At 67.3% G+C, this 13,597-nt stretch carries 12 protein-coding genes; 6 read left to right on the forward strand and 6 right to left on the reverse strand.

Annotated elements, in window-relative coordinates:
- Positions 1 to 111: 111 nt before the first annotated feature.
- The 5 genes from BN3001_RS01420 to BN3001_RS01440 all read right to left on the reverse strand — a co-directional run bounded on the left by BN3001_RS01420 (position 112) and on the right by BN3001_RS01440 (position 7,576).
- The gene (locus tag BN3001_RS01420) at positions 112 to 2,280 is read right to left on the reverse strand and encodes a HelD family protein (RefSeq protein ID WP_058270049.1); all 2,169 of its coding nucleotides are present in this window, start codon (positions 2,278 to 2,280) and stop codon (positions 112 to 114) included.
- Positions 2,281 to 2,918: 638 nt separating this feature from the next.
- A complete protein-coding gene (gene yihA, locus BN3001_RS01425) occupies positions 2,919 to 3,509 on the reverse strand; it encodes a ribosome biogenesis GTP-binding protein YihA/YsxC (protein WP_058270050.1) in 591 nt (196 codons plus the stop codon).
- A 146-nt stretch (positions 3,510 to 3,655) separates the two neighbouring features.
- Entirely contained in the window at positions 3,656 to 6,259 is a 2,604-nt protein-coding gene (locus tag BN3001_RS01430; RefSeq protein ID WP_058270051.1) for a DEAD/DEAH box helicase, read from the reverse strand.
- A 97-nt stretch (positions 6,260 to 6,356) separates the two neighbouring features.
- Positions 6,357 to 7,331, reverse strand: a complete 975-nt coding sequence (locus BN3001_RS01435; protein ID WP_058270052.1) for a LysR family transcriptional regulator — start codon at positions 7,329 to 7,331, stop codon at positions 6,357 to 6,359.
- A gap of 29 nt (positions 7,332 to 7,360) precedes the next feature.
- Positions 7,361 to 7,576, reverse strand: a complete 216-nt coding sequence (locus BN3001_RS01440) for a hypothetical protein (protein ID WP_058270053.1) — start codon at positions 7,574 to 7,576, stop codon at positions 7,361 to 7,363.
- Between the two features lie 133 nt (positions 7,577 to 7,709).
- Between BN3001_RS01440 and BN3001_RS01445 the strand changes: the two genes are divergently transcribed.
- The 3 genes from BN3001_RS01445 to BN3001_RS01455 all read left to right on the forward strand — a co-directional run bounded on the left by BN3001_RS01445 (position 7,710) and on the right by BN3001_RS01455 (position 9,160).
- Positions 7,710 to 8,081 (forward strand): helix-turn-helix transcriptional regulator, encoded by a 372-nt coding sequence (locus BN3001_RS01445; RefSeq protein WP_058270054.1) that lies wholly within the window; start codon positions 7,710 to 7,712, stop codon positions 8,079 to 8,081.
- 96 nt (positions 8,082 to 8,177) lie between these two features.
- Positions 8,178 to 8,780 carry a hypothetical protein gene (locus BN3001_RS01450; RefSeq protein ID WP_058270055.1) on the forward strand — a complete coding sequence of 201 codons (603 nt, stop codon included), beginning with the start codon at positions 8,178 to 8,180 and terminating at the stop codon, positions 8,778 to 8,780.
- Complete coding sequence (locus tag BN3001_RS01455) at positions 8,777 to 9,160, forward strand: GIY-YIG nuclease family protein (RefSeq protein ID WP_070639630.1); 384 nt, start codon at positions 8,777 to 8,779, stop codon at positions 9,158 to 9,160. The genes BN3001_RS01450 and BN3001_RS01455 overlap by 4 nt, the downstream gene beginning before the upstream one ends.
- Here the strand turns inward: BN3001_RS01455 and BN3001_RS01460 are convergent.
- Positions 9,148 to 9,915, reverse strand: coding sequence for an autoantigen p27 domain-containing protein (locus BN3001_RS01460; protein ID WP_058270056.1), 768 nt, complete (start codon positions 9,913 to 9,915; stop codon positions 9,148 to 9,150). The two genes, BN3001_RS01455 and BN3001_RS01460, sit on opposite strands and share 13 nt — an antisense overlap.
- Positions 9,916 to 10,221: 306 nt before the next feature.
- Between BN3001_RS01460 and eno the strand changes: the two genes are divergently transcribed.
- The 3 genes from eno (at position 10,222) to BN3001_RS01475 (ending at position 13,400) form a co-directional block, all read left to right on the forward strand.
- Positions 10,222 to 11,520, forward strand: coding sequence for a phosphopyruvate hydratase (gene eno / locus BN3001_RS01465; RefSeq protein ID WP_058270057.1), 1,299 nt, complete (start codon positions 10,222 to 10,224; stop codon positions 11,518 to 11,520).
- A gap of 217 nt (positions 11,521 to 11,737) precedes the next feature.
- The gene (locus BN3001_RS01470) at positions 11,738 to 11,944 is read left to right on the forward strand and encodes a hypothetical protein (protein WP_058270058.1); all 207 of its coding nucleotides are present in this window, start codon (positions 11,738 to 11,740) and stop codon (positions 11,942 to 11,944) included.
- A 109-nt stretch (positions 11,945 to 12,053) separates the two neighbouring features.
- Positions 12,054 to 13,400, forward strand: a complete 1,347-nt coding sequence (locus tag BN3001_RS01475) for a glutamine synthetase family protein (RefSeq protein ID WP_058270059.1) — start codon at positions 12,054 to 12,056, stop codon at positions 13,398 to 13,400.
- Positions 13,401 to 13,597 lie beyond the last annotated feature (197 nt).

The raw sequence follows: 13,597 nt of genomic DNA on the forward strand, positions 1-13,597 counted from the left end.
GAGAGGGGCCGGAGGCGCACGCCTCCGGCCCCTCCTCGTCAGAGGCGCGTCAGCTGCGCCCCTTCGCGCCCCGCCCTCGCCGGGGTTCTGGACGTGCCTTTCCGACGCGCCCTAGGCCTCCCGCCCGGACAGCAGCGGTGTCATGGCCCCCTGGGAGAGGATGACCACCTGATGCATGGCGCGGCTGATGGCCGTATAGAGCCTCCTGCGCGCCAGCTCGGTGGCAGGGTATGTCTCGGCCTGGGCGTCAGGGATGATGACCTGGTCAAACTCAAGACCCTTGGCCAGCGCGAGGTCAAGGACGACCACGCCCGTGGCAGGAAGCCCCTCGCCCGGCCTGATGGCGCGCACCGCAGGCCCAAGCTGCTTGCGCAGCCAGTTGGCCCGGGGCTTGTCCGCCGCGACGACGGCGGTGAGGAAGTTCTCGCCGGCGTCTTGTGCCTCGGCGGCCTTCTGGTGGGCCAGCTCCACCTGGGCGCCCAGCTCGCGCAGGTATCCCTCCCTGTCCTGGGGGCAGGCGCGAATCACGGGCGGCACGCCCTCCCTCTGCACGGAGTTCAGGTTCTGTCGCTCGTCGGGGCGCAGCAGGCTCGTGAAGAGCTCCGTTATCTCGGGGCTCGAACGATAGCTCGTGAGCAGGCGGCACTCCTCGACGGGGCCCCGCGCGGCGCCAAAGATGGCGCGGACCTCATCAAAGCTCGCGCTGTTCTCCTTGATGGCCTGGTGCTCGTCACCCAGCAGCAGGAAGTGCGCGTTGCCAAAGTAGCGGGCGAGCAGCATGAGCTGCGTCGCCGTATAGTCCTGGACTTCATCCACCATCACGAAGCGGGCGTCTCGGGCGTGCCCGCCCGTCAGGAGCATCTGGGTGTACAGCCATTGGGCCGCGTTGAGGTTGCCGACGCCAAGGATGCGCCGGCCCAGGTGGTCAACGTCCAGCCAGGCGGCCCGCTCTATGTCCTCGTGGACCTGCCCGTAGCGCTCGTCGACGTAGCGTCGGGCCCAGGCGTCAAGCTCCTCCTTGTCGGAGGGGTCAAGGTCGAGCGTCGTGCCAAAGATGCGCATCTGCTCGTCGAGGTCAAGCGAGAGGAGCTCGTCTCGCAGCTCCTCCTTGCGGGAGAGTGCCGCCAGCTTGCGGTCGAGCCTCTCGTGCAGATCCTCGATCGCCAGGGCGCAGCGACGTGCGCCCAGCGGGACGCGGGGAAACTTCTCGAGCGCGTCCTTGCACTGCGCGGCCTTGAGGAGGGTCTCCTCGCCGACGCGCAGGTCCTTGAAGTTCTGCGGCTCGAGCTCAAGGGAGGGGAGGGCCGCCTCGAGCCGGGCGAAGTCATCGGCATCGCCGTCCCCGCCCAGGGCCCTGCCCGCAAGGCCCAAGGACGCCACGAACTCCCTCCAGGTGAGGATGTGGGGATTGCGCTCGCCCAGGGAGGGCAGCACGGTGTCGATGTAGCTCTCGAACACCGCGTTGGGGGTGAAGAGGTAGACCTGGCTGGCGTCCAGGGTGTCCTTCTGCTGGTACAGGAGGAAGGCGATGCGCTGGAGGAGGACGGAGGTCTTGCCCGAGCCGGCGATGCCGCTCACGAGCAGCACCGGCACGTCCTTATGCCGCACGACCTCGTTCTGCTCGCGTTGGATGGTCGCCGTGACGGCCTTGAGCTTGGGGGAGTGATTATGCTTGAGGGCGGACAGGAGCAGGGAGTCCTGGATGGCGACGGTGGTGTCGAAGTAGGCGTTGAGCCTGTCGCCGCGGATGTCAAACTGGCGCCTGAGCCTGACGTCGCAGGCTATGTCACGGCCCTTGACCTCATAGGTGCAGGGGCCCATCTTCTGGTTGTAGTAGGTCTCGGCGATGGGGCTGCGCCAGTCAACGACCAAAGACTCGTAGCGGTCGTTGATCACGCCCGCCGCGCCCAGGTAGACGTCCTTGTCGCGGCCGTCGGGATAGCGCAGCGACACCTTGGCGAAATAGGGCTGGCCCAGCAGCAGCAGAACCTTGGTCAGGCGCTCGACGTCAAAGTCATGGGCCTGGTTGTATGCGTCGATGACGGCGTTGAGGGTCTCGATGGCGGCGAGGGTCTCCATGGTCTCGTCGTCGCCGCTGAAGTCGCGCCTGACCTCCTCGGACATGTCCCTGAGGTCCTGCGCGGCGCGCCGATGGCTCACCTCGAGCTCGCGATTGAGACGGTCTCGTATGGCGACGAGCTGGGCATAGACGTCAGAAAGGTGCGCCTGCTCACGCGCCAGCTCAAGGTCCGCGCCCGATGCTGCCGACAGGTCCTGCATGCTGCCTCCCACGCTGCGTGTCTCTGATGAAACGACGATATGATAGTGTACCCGTCGCGCGCGACGTCCTGTCGGTCGCGTGACCCGCGTCCCCTCGTCCGCGGCGTACGTGCCGTATCGCGGCCGCCACCTGCGGATCGTCTCCGCCTGCGGCTCAAACTGACCGTTCGCGGAGGACGTGCGAGGATGGGTGTACGGCCCGGCGTCGGAGGGTAGTATGAGAGTACCAGCAGGAGCCGCAACGTAGCGCGGCCTACCAGGGAGGTGATGCCAATGTACAGCGAGGATTCGGATTCATCGGCTTGCGTGTCTGGTGTCATCAGTCCCGTCCCTTTTGCTTAGGCCATAGTTTTTACGGCCTTGTCTAGCGGTACGAGCACCGCACTATTCTCACAAGAGATGGACGGCAGGCGAAACACCAGCACGCACGGCCAGAGCGCCACCCGCTAAGGCGCTGGTTGCGTGCTCCATGTCCTATCAACGTCATCGCACTTCGATAGAAGGTGATGGATCGTAAGGAGTTGAGTCCAAAGGGCCAAACAGTGCTCTAAGTGGCGTTACGTTTCAAAGAGGATCAAGGGGAGGGCAGCAATGGGGCTGCCCTCCCTCATATATGTCCTGTCGCTATCGTCGCGCTCTTACAGACAGGCCTCCTCGATGCGGCGCCTGAGCTCGGGAATGCCCGTGCCCGCCTGGGAGGAGGTGAGCACCATCTGGCTGCGCTCGATGCCGAACTGCCTTGCCAGCGTCTGGGCCTGGGACTCCTGTCTGGTGCGACTGAGCTTGTCCGCCTTGGTGAGGGCCACCACAAAGGGCAGGGCGCTCTCTCGGAGGAAGCCGAGGGTCTCAAGGTCGATCCTCTGGGCGTCGTGGCGGATGTCCACGAGCGCGACCACCAGGTTGAAGCTGCGCTCCTGGTCAAAGTAACCGGCGATGAGGTTGGCCCAGCGCCTCTTCTCGGCCTGGCTCACCTTGGCAAAGCCATAGCCGGGAAGGTCCACGAACATGACGCCGTCCACGTCGTAGAAGTTGATGTTGGCCGTCTTGCCGGGCTGCGACGACACGCGCGCGAGCGAGGCGCGGCCGATGAGCCTGTTGAGAAGGGACGACTTGCCCACGTTTGAGCGCCCCACGAAGACGACCTCGGGCGTCGTGGGTGCCGGAAGCTGCTCGGGCGTCCCGTAGGAGGCCGCATAGCGGGCCGTCTCGTAGCGGAGCTTGTGTGCCATGCGTTTTGGTCCTTTCGCAGAAGACGACGAGGCGCCGCCCGTCGGGTGTGGCTATCGTAGCCCAAGGAAGGCCGCGCGGCCAGGCGGGCCGCCTGCGAGCTGCCGCGCGCCTCGTTCGGCGCGGACCCCTCATCGCGCGAGGGCCCCTAGGGGGCGGCGAGGATGTCCTCGGCAAAGCCCACCCTGTAGGAGGAGAAGACCACGGCACCCTCGTCCTGGGTGGCGTCAAGGTCCACGTCGGCGGCGATGCCAAAGTCGCGATCGCCGTCGCTGTCGCTGAGCATCTGGCGCACGTGCCACACACGTAACGTCGCCTCGTCGCCCTCGTCGATGCTCAGAAAGTCTCGGCTTCGGGCGTCGCCGTCAAGCAGGATGTACTCGTGCTCCTCGTAGAGGCTGTCGATCGCCTGGCGCCAGCGGTCGCGTCGCCAGCCCCAGTCGGCGTCAAGCTCCCCCAGCGCCGTGGCGTCACGCCGGGCAACGAGGAGTACGCGGGCAAAGAGGGCGTTGCGCACGAGCAGGGTCAGGCCACGGCGGTCGCGCACCACCGCGTCGGCCGCCTGGGGCGCCGCGCCGGCGTCGGACGTTGCCTCGTCGGTCCCGGCCCAGGCGTCCACGAGGCTCGAATCCACCGTGCGCACGACCATGCCGAGCCACGAGACCACTTCAAGCAGGCGCTCGTCGAGCTTGTCCGTCGGCACGGTGCGGGAGAGCACCCGGTAGGCGTCGGAGAGGTAGCGCAGCAGCGTCCCCTCGCTGCGGGCTATGCCCAGGCGCTGGACGTAGCCCTTGAAGTCCGCGGCGGTCTCGACCATGTCGCGTAGCACCGACTTGCAGGAGAGGGCGTAGTCCGCAGCCCAGGGAACCTCCTTTACGTAGCGCCCGTAGGCCTCAAGGAGCATGTCCTCGAGCGGCTTGTCGTAGCTCACCTCCTGGATGCGCTCGACGCGCTCGTCATAGTCCACGCCGTCGGCCTTCATCTGCGCCATGGCACGGTCGCGCGCCTCGCGCTCCAGCGCCCTCAGGATCTGCGGGGGGTCTTCGAGCGTGGCCTCGACCATGCTGATGAGGTCGAGCGCATAGCGTTCGTCCTCGGGGTCGAGCAGCTCCAAGGCCGCGAGCAAAAAGGGCGAGAGGGGCTGGTCGAGCGCAAAGTCGTCGGGGAGGTCGACGGTGAGGGCGTATCCCTCGCCTCCCGTCGCATCGGGCTCTATGACGCCGGCGTCAAGCAGCGTCGCCAGCACCTCGTCGGCGCGGGCGTGGAGGCGGAGCTTCTCCTCGGCGTCCTGGAGGGAGTCATCGATGAGGCGTCGGATGCGCCCGCGGGCGTCACCGCCCTGCGAGACCTCCGCCAGGACCATCGCGTGGGTGACCCTCAGGCGGGGCCGCAGCGTCTCGGGCGCGGCCAGGATGAGCTTCTGGAAGGTCTGGTCGTTCCAGCCCACGAAGCCCTCGGGGGGCTTCTTCGTCCTGACCTTGCGCGCCCGCCTGGGGTCCCCGCCGGCCTTTGCCAGGGCGCGGGCGTTCTCGATGTCGTACTCGGTGGCCTGCGCGATCACGACGCCCTCGCTGTCAAAGCCCGCCCTGCCTGCCCGTCCCGCCACCTGATGGAACTCCCGGGCGTTGAGCCTGCGCATGCGCCTGCCGTCAAACTTGGTGAGCTGGGTCAGAAGGACGGTGTGAATGGGCACGTTGATGCCCACGCCCAGGGTGTCCGTGCCGCAGATGACGGGAAGCAGGCCCTGCTGCGCCAGCCGCTCGACCAGCAGGCGATATCGCGGCAGCATGCCCGCATGATGCACGCCCACGCCCGTGAGCAGGAGCCTCCTGAGCGTCTTGCCGAAGCCGGTGGTAAAGCGCGTGCCGGCGACGGCCCTCTTGACCTGCTCGCGCTGCCCCTTGGTCGACACGCCGAAGCTCGCCAGGCCCTGGGCGGACTTGAGGGCGCTGTCCTGGGAAAAGTGCACGACGTACAGAGGCGCCTCGCCGGCGTCCAGGGCGACCTTCACCGTCGCCTCGAGGGTGGTGTCGACGAAGCGATAGGAGAGGGGCACGGGCCTGGGGGCGTCCACGACGACGTCCACGGTACCGCCCGTCTGCTCCTCAAGCTTCGCCGCGATGGTGGACGTGTCGCCCAGCGTGGCGCTCATGAGCAGGAACTGCGCCTGGGGCAGCGTCAGCAGGGGAACCTGCCAGGCCCAGCCGCGCTCGCGGTCGTCAAAGAAGTGGAACTCGTCCATCGCGACGGCGCCGACGTCCGCCTGCGCCCCCTTTGACAAGGCGATGTTGGCGAGGATCTCGGCCGTGCAGCAGACGATGGGCGCCGTGGGGTTGATCGTGACGTCGCCCGTGATCATGCCTACGTTGTCGCGGCCCAATAGGCCCACCATGTCAAAGAACTTCTCGCTCACGAGCGCCTTTATGGGTGCCGTGTAGTAGCTGCGCCGGTCAGTGCAGCACGCCATGAAGCAGAGTCCCGTCGCGACGAGGCTCTTGCCCGACCCGGTCGGCGTGCCCAAGATCACATGGTCGCCCGCTGCCAAATCAAGCAGGGCCTCCTCCTGGTGCCCCCAGAGCTCGACGCCCCGCGAGGCCACCCAGCCCAGGTAGAGATCGAGCGCCTCGTCGGCGGGGATGTTCGGGAAGTGCTCGTCGTCCGGCCAGGGAATAAGCTGGCCGAGCCCCGCCTCATTCCGTGCCGTCGGGGCGTCCGAGCCGTCGTCATGCGTGCTGGGGGCGTACGTCGTCATGCTGCCCCTTCCGTGAGGCTGCGGCCATGGCCCTCCCATGGTACGCCATGCGACGCGCGCCCCCCTCGCGTCATCGTCCGTCGTGCGGGCCTTCGCCTCATGCGTCAGGGCCGTCCTTCGTGTCCTCGACGCGCCGGAGTCGGCGCGAGGGAACGATGGGCGAGCTGCCCTCAAAGCTCACGATGCGCTCGGACAGGCGTGCGATGTACTCCTCGGCGAGCGCGCTCGGCCGTCGTTGGCCGTGAACCACGTAACCCACGTTCATGACCTCGTCGGTCTCCAGGGGCACCGAGGTGATGCCCGAGTACATCTCGTCCGAGCGCACGCCCGTCGAGATGAGGTAGCCGTCGTAGCCCTTGAGCAGGCTCGTCATGGTCGCGCGGTCGCTGGCGACGATCTGCCGGTCATGGGGCAGCGTCGAGAGCGGCTCCTCGGAGAAGTACAGCGAGCTCTCGGGCCCCTGCTCGAAGGTGTAGCGCGGAAACTCGGCGAGGTCCTTGACGCGCACGGTGCCCCGCGCCGCCAGGGGATGCCCGTCTCGAACGAAGACATGGGGCTTTGCCCTGAACAGTGAGGTAAAGACGAGGTTTGACTCATCCAGCCTGCGACGCAGCGCCCGCTCGGTCGAGGTGGCCAGATAAAGGATCCCCAGGTCGCTCCTGAAGCTGCGGACGTCGTCGATGATGCTGGCCGTGCGCGTCTCGCGCAGCGTGAACTGGCAGCTGCGCGACTCGTGGGCGGACACGAAGTCGATGAAGGCCTGGACGGCGAAGGCGTAGTGCTGCGACGAGACGGACAGCGTGCGCTGCGGAGAGCCGCCGCGGCTGTATCTGCTCATCAGCAGGTCGGCCTGCTCGACGACCTGCCGCGCGTAACCGAGGAACTCGGCGCCGTCGCTGGTGAGCGCGATGCCCCGCGAGGAGCGGTCGAAGATCCTGATGCCCAGCTCCTGCTCAAGGTCGCGCACGGCTACGGACAGGCTCGACTGCGAGACGAACATGCCGTGCGCCACCGCGTTGATGGAGCCGTTCTCTGCTATGGCGATAATGTAACGGAGCTGCTGGAGCCGCATGGGCGCCCTCTCTCGTGCTCAGGATGCGGCTATCCTATCCTCACGGCTCCCATGATGTCAAGAAAGCGCTGGTAGTCATCCTCACAGTGAGGCAGGAACGCTGCGTCGACGCCGTCACAGAGCTCCCCGTAGGTTATGGCCCTTCCCGAATCCAGCGTAAGATACAGCTCCGTCGCGGGAGGCTCCCGCCAGCTCTCGTCGGCAGGGGGTTCGGGAAGGGGGCGTTCGTGCGCACCATGCTCCATGTGAGGCTGCCCTTCGTCGTAGACTCTACCTTACAGAGAGTCTACGACGAATTAGCGACATAGCCTACGGAGGCAAGACACAGGGACCGCGCCACTGTTCACAATGGGACCTCGCGTGTGGACGGGAGGTGCGATGGCTGACGAGGTTCTCGGCGCGCGTCTGAAGAGGCTGCGAGACCGTGCCGGCAAGACCCAGGAGCAGGTCTCTGCCGAGATTGGCGTCTCGAGCAAGGCATACAGCTCGTGGGAGACGGGTCGCCATGACGTGCGGGGCAGGTATGTTCCCCCGCTGTGCCGGAGCCTGGGCTGCACGCCCAATGACATCTTTGGCTGCGATGTTGCCGACGGACGCTCGCCCGTCGCTCCGGCGTCGCCGCTGCTGGACGAGAAGGTCATGGAGTTCATAGAGCTCTATGACAGGACGCCGGCCAACGTTCGCGGCGCCATTCACGTGATCATGGAGAGCGCGATCAAGACGCGCAGGCCCCGTCGCCCCCGATTGTGAGCTGGCGCGGCGGCGGGACGGCGCCATGCGCCTGGGTTCTGGGCTACCATGGTGGCGAGAGACGAAGGCCGTCCCGTTGGAAGGTGCGTGCGACCGATGCAGGTGGACTCCCTGGTGCATATTCCCGCCGCGGGCGGGTATGGCAGCGTCATGGGGCTGGGCGAGGACGGCAGCGTGGAGGTCGAGCTCATCGACCCTGGTGCGGATGACTTCTCCCTCCGGCTTCCGCTCGCCAACGTGGGCGAGCTGGAGCACGCCCGTGACGCCGACCTCGAAGCCCTCGCGCGCTCGCTGGCTCTCCTCCATCTGCGGGTCAGCAGGGCGCTTGACCTGGACAGGTCGTTTGACCTGTACGTGGGGCGCACGGAGGACGCCGCCCTCGACCTTTGGTTTGGCGGCGGCCGCAGGCGGCCGCGCAGGCTCAGGACGCTGTCTGCGGCCGAGGGGGAGGCGCTCGCGAGCACCCTGGCGAAGCTCGCCCTTGACGCCTGGAGGCACGGCGGGCCTCGGGAGGATACGCGCACGCTCGACGGCTGGGGCTGGTCGTGCGAGGTCATCGGCGGCGGCAGGGGCGCCTCGGGGTTCGGGCGCCAGCGCCCCTTTGAGGGCATGGAGGGGCTCTGCGACGTCCTCATGCGACTGGGGGCGCCCATCGGGTGGGAAGACGACGCCCCCGGCGCCGTCCCGTGCGCCCTATGAGCCCACGAGAGGGCGCCACCCTCGCCGCGGCGACGCGGGGAGAGGGCCGGGGCTACCTGGTCTACGTGCTGCGTTGCCGTGACGGCACGCTCTACAGCGGCATCACCACGGACATAGTGCGGCGCCTGGGCGAGCATCGCCTCGGGGGTCCCAGGGCGGCGGCCTATACGAGGTCGCACGGCGTCGAGGCGCTCGTCGCGCTCTGGGAGGCGCCGGACCGCTCGTGGGCGAGCAGGCTGGAATGGCGCCTGCATCACCTGACACGGGGGCGGAAGCTGTGGCTGGTCGCGCATCCCGCGCAGGCAGGGGAGCCGTTCAGGCCGCTGGGGCCTGACGCGCTCGAGCGGGCGTGGCGCTCCGTCCCTGGTCAGGACGTCTGATGGAGAAAAGCCGCCCAGGAGGCGCCTTGGTCCGCGCGCGTGGCGCCATCCTCTGAGCCGGCCTCGTCGGCGCCGGTGTCCCGGCGGGAGCTTGCCTCGTTGACGGCGGCCGCCTGGGGGTCCGGCCGTGCCATCCTCCATCCGCAGGTGGCAATGACGAGCGCCAGCACGACGACCGTCAGGGCGGCGAGGCCGCAGGCCAAAAGGCGCCGATGGCTCACGTCGCTGTCCTCGACGTACAGGCGGGGGTCGTGCCGGGAGACGGGCAGGAAGGGCCTGACGGCGGGAGGTTCCTCGGCGGGAGGCTCGCATGGCCGCCCGTCTTGGGGAGGCTGTGATCGCGTCTCGTCGAGGTCGGTTTCAGCCGCATCCGTCTCGTCAGCATTCGCATTGTCGGCATCCGTCGTCTCGGGCTCCGCCGGGGCGGCATGGACGGCGTCCGTCGGCGGTTGAGGCTGCGGCGGGGCCACGGCGTCCGCGTGGTCGTCTTCCGTGGCGCCAGGGCCGCCGTCGCCCTTGCCGCACTCGTCCGAGGCCTCGTCCTGTTGCGGCGGGCGCCCGCGCCCCCGTCGACTGTGCCTGCCCCAGCTCGCCATGCTGAGGTCCCTCTCGGAGTAGTCATCGTCCATCTCGTCGTCGGTGGTCCCGGCGTCGGGGCAGTCCCACCAGGAGCGCAGGTCGTATCCGCACTGCGCGCAGAAGCGCTGCCCCTCGACGAGGGGCGCTCCACACCTTGGGCAGTGGCGCGTTGTCATCGGCACTCCTGGGGCGTATGCGGGCGGGTGGGTTCGCGCCTTCACAGGTCGCCCCTTTAGGATAGCAATATGCGCGCGCAAAAGAGGCCGCGTTTGATCGGCGGCAGCCACGATGATGCCGGGCGCCGGTCTCGTGCGGGGCGAGAAAACTTCCCCTGCCGGGTAAATCCTAGTTGCATGATGGGTATTACTACCCACAGGAACGTACGCACGGTGGTCATACGGCGTCAGGGTCTCTTGCCTGTGCGGACGCGTGACCCGCATCATTCGTCGGCGGCACCGCCGCCCGAGAGAAGGAAGCCTGTCATGAGCGAAATCATTGACGTCTACGGCCGCGAGGTCCTGGACTCCCGCGGCAACCCCACGGTCGAGGTGGAGGTCGCCCTGGCCGACGGCTCCGTCGGCCGCGCCATCGTGCCCTCCGGCGCCTCCACCGGCGCGTTCGAGGCCGTCGAGCTGCGCGACGACGACGCTGACCGCTACCTGGGCAAGGGTGTCCTCGGTGCCGTCGCCCACGTCAACGGGGAGTGTCGCGAGGCCATCGTGGGCCTTGACGCGGCCGACCAGCGCGCCGTCGACGCGGCGCTCATCGCGGCGGACGGCACGCCCAACAAGGCCAGGCTCGGCGCCAACGCCATTCTGGGCTGCTCGCTTGCCGTCGCCCGTGCCGCAGCGGTCTTTGCCGGCCAGCCCCTCCACGCCTACCTGGGAGGCGTCAACGCTCACACCCTGCCCACCCCCATGATGAACATCCTCAACGGCGGCGTTCACGCCGACAACAACGTGGACTTCCAGGAGTTCATGATCATGCCCGTGGGCGCCCCCGACTTCAAGACGGCCCTTCGCTGGTGCACGCAGGTCTACCACACCCTCAAGGGCGTGCTCAAGGACGCCGGCCTCTCCACCGGCGTTGGCGATGAGGGCGGGTTTGCACCCGACCTCGCGTCCAACGAGGAGCCTCTCGAGTACCTCATGAGGGCCGTCAGGGAGGCGGGCTTCGAGCCGGGCAGGGACTTCCTGTTCGCCATGGACCCGGCCACCTCGGAGCTGTACGACAAGGAGACGGGCACCTACGTGCTCAAGGGCGAGGGCCGCTCGCTCACCAGCGACCAGATGGTCGACTACTGGGAGAAGCTCGTCGACACGTATCCGATCATCTCGATCGAGGACGGTCTCGCCGAGGAGGACTGGGACGGCTGGGTCAGGCTCACCGAGCGCCTGGGCAGAAAGGTCCAGCTCGTGGGCGATGACCTCTTCGTCACCAACACCGCCCGTCTGAGGAAGGGCATCGAGCTGGGTGCCGCCAACGCCATCCTGATCAAGGTCAACCAGATCGGCACCCTGACCGAGACCCTGGAGGCCATGCAGACCGCGCAGCGCGCCGGCTACGCCTGCGTCGTGAGCCACCGCTCCGGCGAGACCGAGGACACCACGATTGCCGACCTGGCCGTCGCCACCAACGCAGGTCAGATCAAGTGCGGCGCCCCGGCGCGCTCAGACCGCGTCGCCAAGTACAACCAGCTCCTGCGTATCGAGGACGCGCTGCTCGACGCCGGTGCCTTTGCCGGCAGGGGCGCGTTCTACAACCTGCGCGCGCAGGGCTAGACCACCCTTTTCCCGGCCTTGATGCCGTGTTCGGCACCGACCCGCGCCCCTCATCCGGCACGGGCGGTGCCGTCCTGCTGCCTGCGGGCAGGCTCCGCGCGCGGGGCGGCGCGTCCTGCGCCGGTTGTGTGCCTGGCATGAGATGTGCCGCCCGTGTCGCCGCGCCAGAGGAGGACGCGTATAGTAAACCATAGCTAACACAAGGAAAGGCGGGAGCATGCTTGCAGACGTGTTGGTGATCGCGGCGGTCGCCGTGGCCCTGGGACTCAGCATCCGCGCGGTCATTCGGGGCTCGTCCGACTGCTGTGACTGCGCCAGCGGCAAGGGATGCGCGGCGCACGCCTCGCACCAGGGGCGCTGCCCGGCGGCCAAGGACATGGTCGCCAACGCGGAGAAGGCGCTCGGCAAGGCGCACAAGGCGTGACGTGCCGCTGGGCGACCCCTCGGACCCTCGAAACAGAGGCGTAATATGTCTCTGCCAAGCTATGCGCTGAGGCAGGGCCGATGAGCGCGGCGCGACCAGAGGAGGGTCCATGAGTGATGACAGGAACATCGACTTCGTCCTGAGGACGGTCGAGAAGCGCGACGTCCGCTTCATCCGCCTGTGGTTTACTGACGTGCTCGGCAACCTGAAGTCCTTCTCCATCTCGTCAGAGGACCTCGAGGAGGCGTTCGAGGAGGGCGTGGGGTTTGACGGCTCCTCCATCGAGGGCTTCGTGTCCGCCGACGAGTCCGACATGCTCGCCTTCCCGGACGCGACGACCTTCCAGGTGCTGCCCTGGCGCCCGCAGAAGTACGGCGTCGCCCGCATGTTCTGCGACGTGCGCACGCCCAGTCGCGAGCCCTTCGGGGGCGACCCCCGCTCCGTGCTGCAACGTATCTTCGCCCGGGCGGACGAGCGTGGCTACGTCATGAGCGTCGGTCCCAAGCTTGACTACTTCTACCTGCGCCCCACCGACGACGCCAACCCCGTCCCCGCGGACCGGGCCGGTTACTTCGACTTCACCTCCAACGACTCGGCGACCGACCTGCGCCGCGAGACCACGCTCTCGCTGGAGCATATGTCCATTCCCGTCTCGTACTCCTACCACAGCAACGCGCCGTCGCAAAACGCCATCGAGCTTCGCTATGCCGAGGCTGTGACCTGCGCGGACAACATCATGACGGCGCGCCTCATCATCCGTCAGGTCGCCCATGAGAACGGCCTCATGGCCTCGTTCATGCCCAAGCCCTTCTCCGAGTTCTCGGGGTCGGGCATGTACCTCTACGAGTCGATCTTTGACCATGACGGCACCAACCTCTTCTGGGGGCCCAAGACGGAGCATCCCGCCCACCTGTCCGAGCTCGGTCGTAGCTACGTGGCGGGACTCCTCAAGTACGCGCCCGAGTTCATGCTCGTCACCAACCCGACGGTCAACTCGTACAAGCGTCTCGTGGCCAACGGAGAGGTGCCGGTCTATGCCACCTGGGGACGCAAGAACCGCGCCGCGCTCGTGCGCGTTCCGACGCATAAGCCGGGCAAGCACCAGTCGACGCGCGTGGAGCTGAGGAACCCCGACCCGGCGGCCAACCCCTACCTCGCGATCGCCGCCTCGCTCGCCGCGGGCCTCAGGGGCATAGAGGAGCGGCTGACGCTCCCCGAGGAGTCCTTCTCGGGCCTTGAGGACCTGGGCGACCGCGAGCTTTCCGCCCGCGGCATCAAGCACCTGCCACGCACCCTGGGGGAGGCCATCAAGAACTTTGACCGCAGCGATCTCATGCGCGAGGCCCTCGGCGACCACATCTGCGACTTCATGGTTGAGCAGAAGTGGCGCGAGTGGGACGAGTACTGCTCGGTGGTCACGGACTGGGAGCGGCGCACCTACTACGCTGGTGTGTAATCGTTCCGTAATTATACATTCAGTGATATCAAATACCCGATATAACAGGTAGTTTGTTAACATACGAAATCCTTCGTACAAAAATTTGAGTAACGCCAGCATATCGCCGAACGTGGCCTGCTAGGATGGTCCAAGTTCTGATGGGAGGGGTGGTCACGCCGTGGCCCCCCTCACGTGGTATGTTTGGAGGTCATTCA

Origin of the sequence: Olsenella massiliensis, assembly GCF_001457795.1 — a bacterium.
GTDB lineage: Bacteria > Actinomycetota > Coriobacteriia > Coriobacteriales > Atopobiaceae > Olsenella_F > Olsenella_F massiliensis.

Excerpts from the sequence above, each read along its gene's own strand:
- BN3001_RS01440 (WP_058270053.1), bottom strand. The coding sequence starts at position 7,576 with ATGGAGCATGGTGCGCACGAACGCCCCCTTCCCGAACCCCCTGCCGAC.
- BN3001_RS01430 (WP_058270051.1), bottom strand. The coding sequence starts at position 6,259 with ATGACGACGTACGCCCCCAGCACGCATGACGACGGCTCGGACGCCCCG.
- yihA (WP_058270050.1), bottom strand. The coding sequence starts at position 3,509 with ATGGCACACAAGCTCCGCTACGAGACGGCCCGCTATGCGGCCTCCTAC.
- BN3001_RS01475 (WP_058270059.1), top strand. The coding sequence starts at position 12,054 with ATGAGTGATGACAGGAACATCGACTTCGTCCTGAGGACGGTCGAGAAG.
- BN3001_RS01470 (WP_058270058.1), top strand. The coding sequence starts at position 11,738 with ATGCTTGCAGACGTGTTGGTGATCGCGGCGGTCGCCGTGGCCCTGGGA.
- BN3001_RS01420 (WP_058270049.1), bottom strand. The coding sequence starts at position 2,280 with ATGCAGGACCTGTCGGCAGCATCGGGCGCGGACCTTGAGCTGGCGCGT.
- BN3001_RS01460 (WP_058270056.1), bottom strand. The coding sequence starts at position 9,915 with ATGACAACGCGCCACTGCCCAAGGTGTGGAGCGCCCCTCGTCGAGGGG.
- BN3001_RS01450 (WP_058270055.1), top strand. The coding sequence starts at position 8,178 with ATGCAGGTGGACTCCCTGGTGCATATTCCCGCCGCGGGCGGGTATGGC.
- eno (WP_058270057.1), top strand. The coding sequence starts at position 10,222 with ATGAGCGAAATCATTGACGTCTACGGCCGCGAGGTCCTGGACTCCCGC.
- BN3001_RS01435 (WP_058270052.1), bottom strand. The coding sequence starts at position 7,331 with ATGCGGCTCCAGCAGCTCCGTTACATTATCGCCATAGCAGAGAACGGC.
- BN3001_RS01455 (WP_070639630.1), top strand. The coding sequence starts at position 8,777 with ATGAGCCCACGAGAGGGCGCCACCCTCGCCGCGGCGACGCGGGGAGAG.
- BN3001_RS01445 (WP_058270054.1), top strand. The coding sequence starts at position 7,710 with ATGGCTGACGAGGTTCTCGGCGCGCGTCTGAAGAGGCTGCGAGACCGT.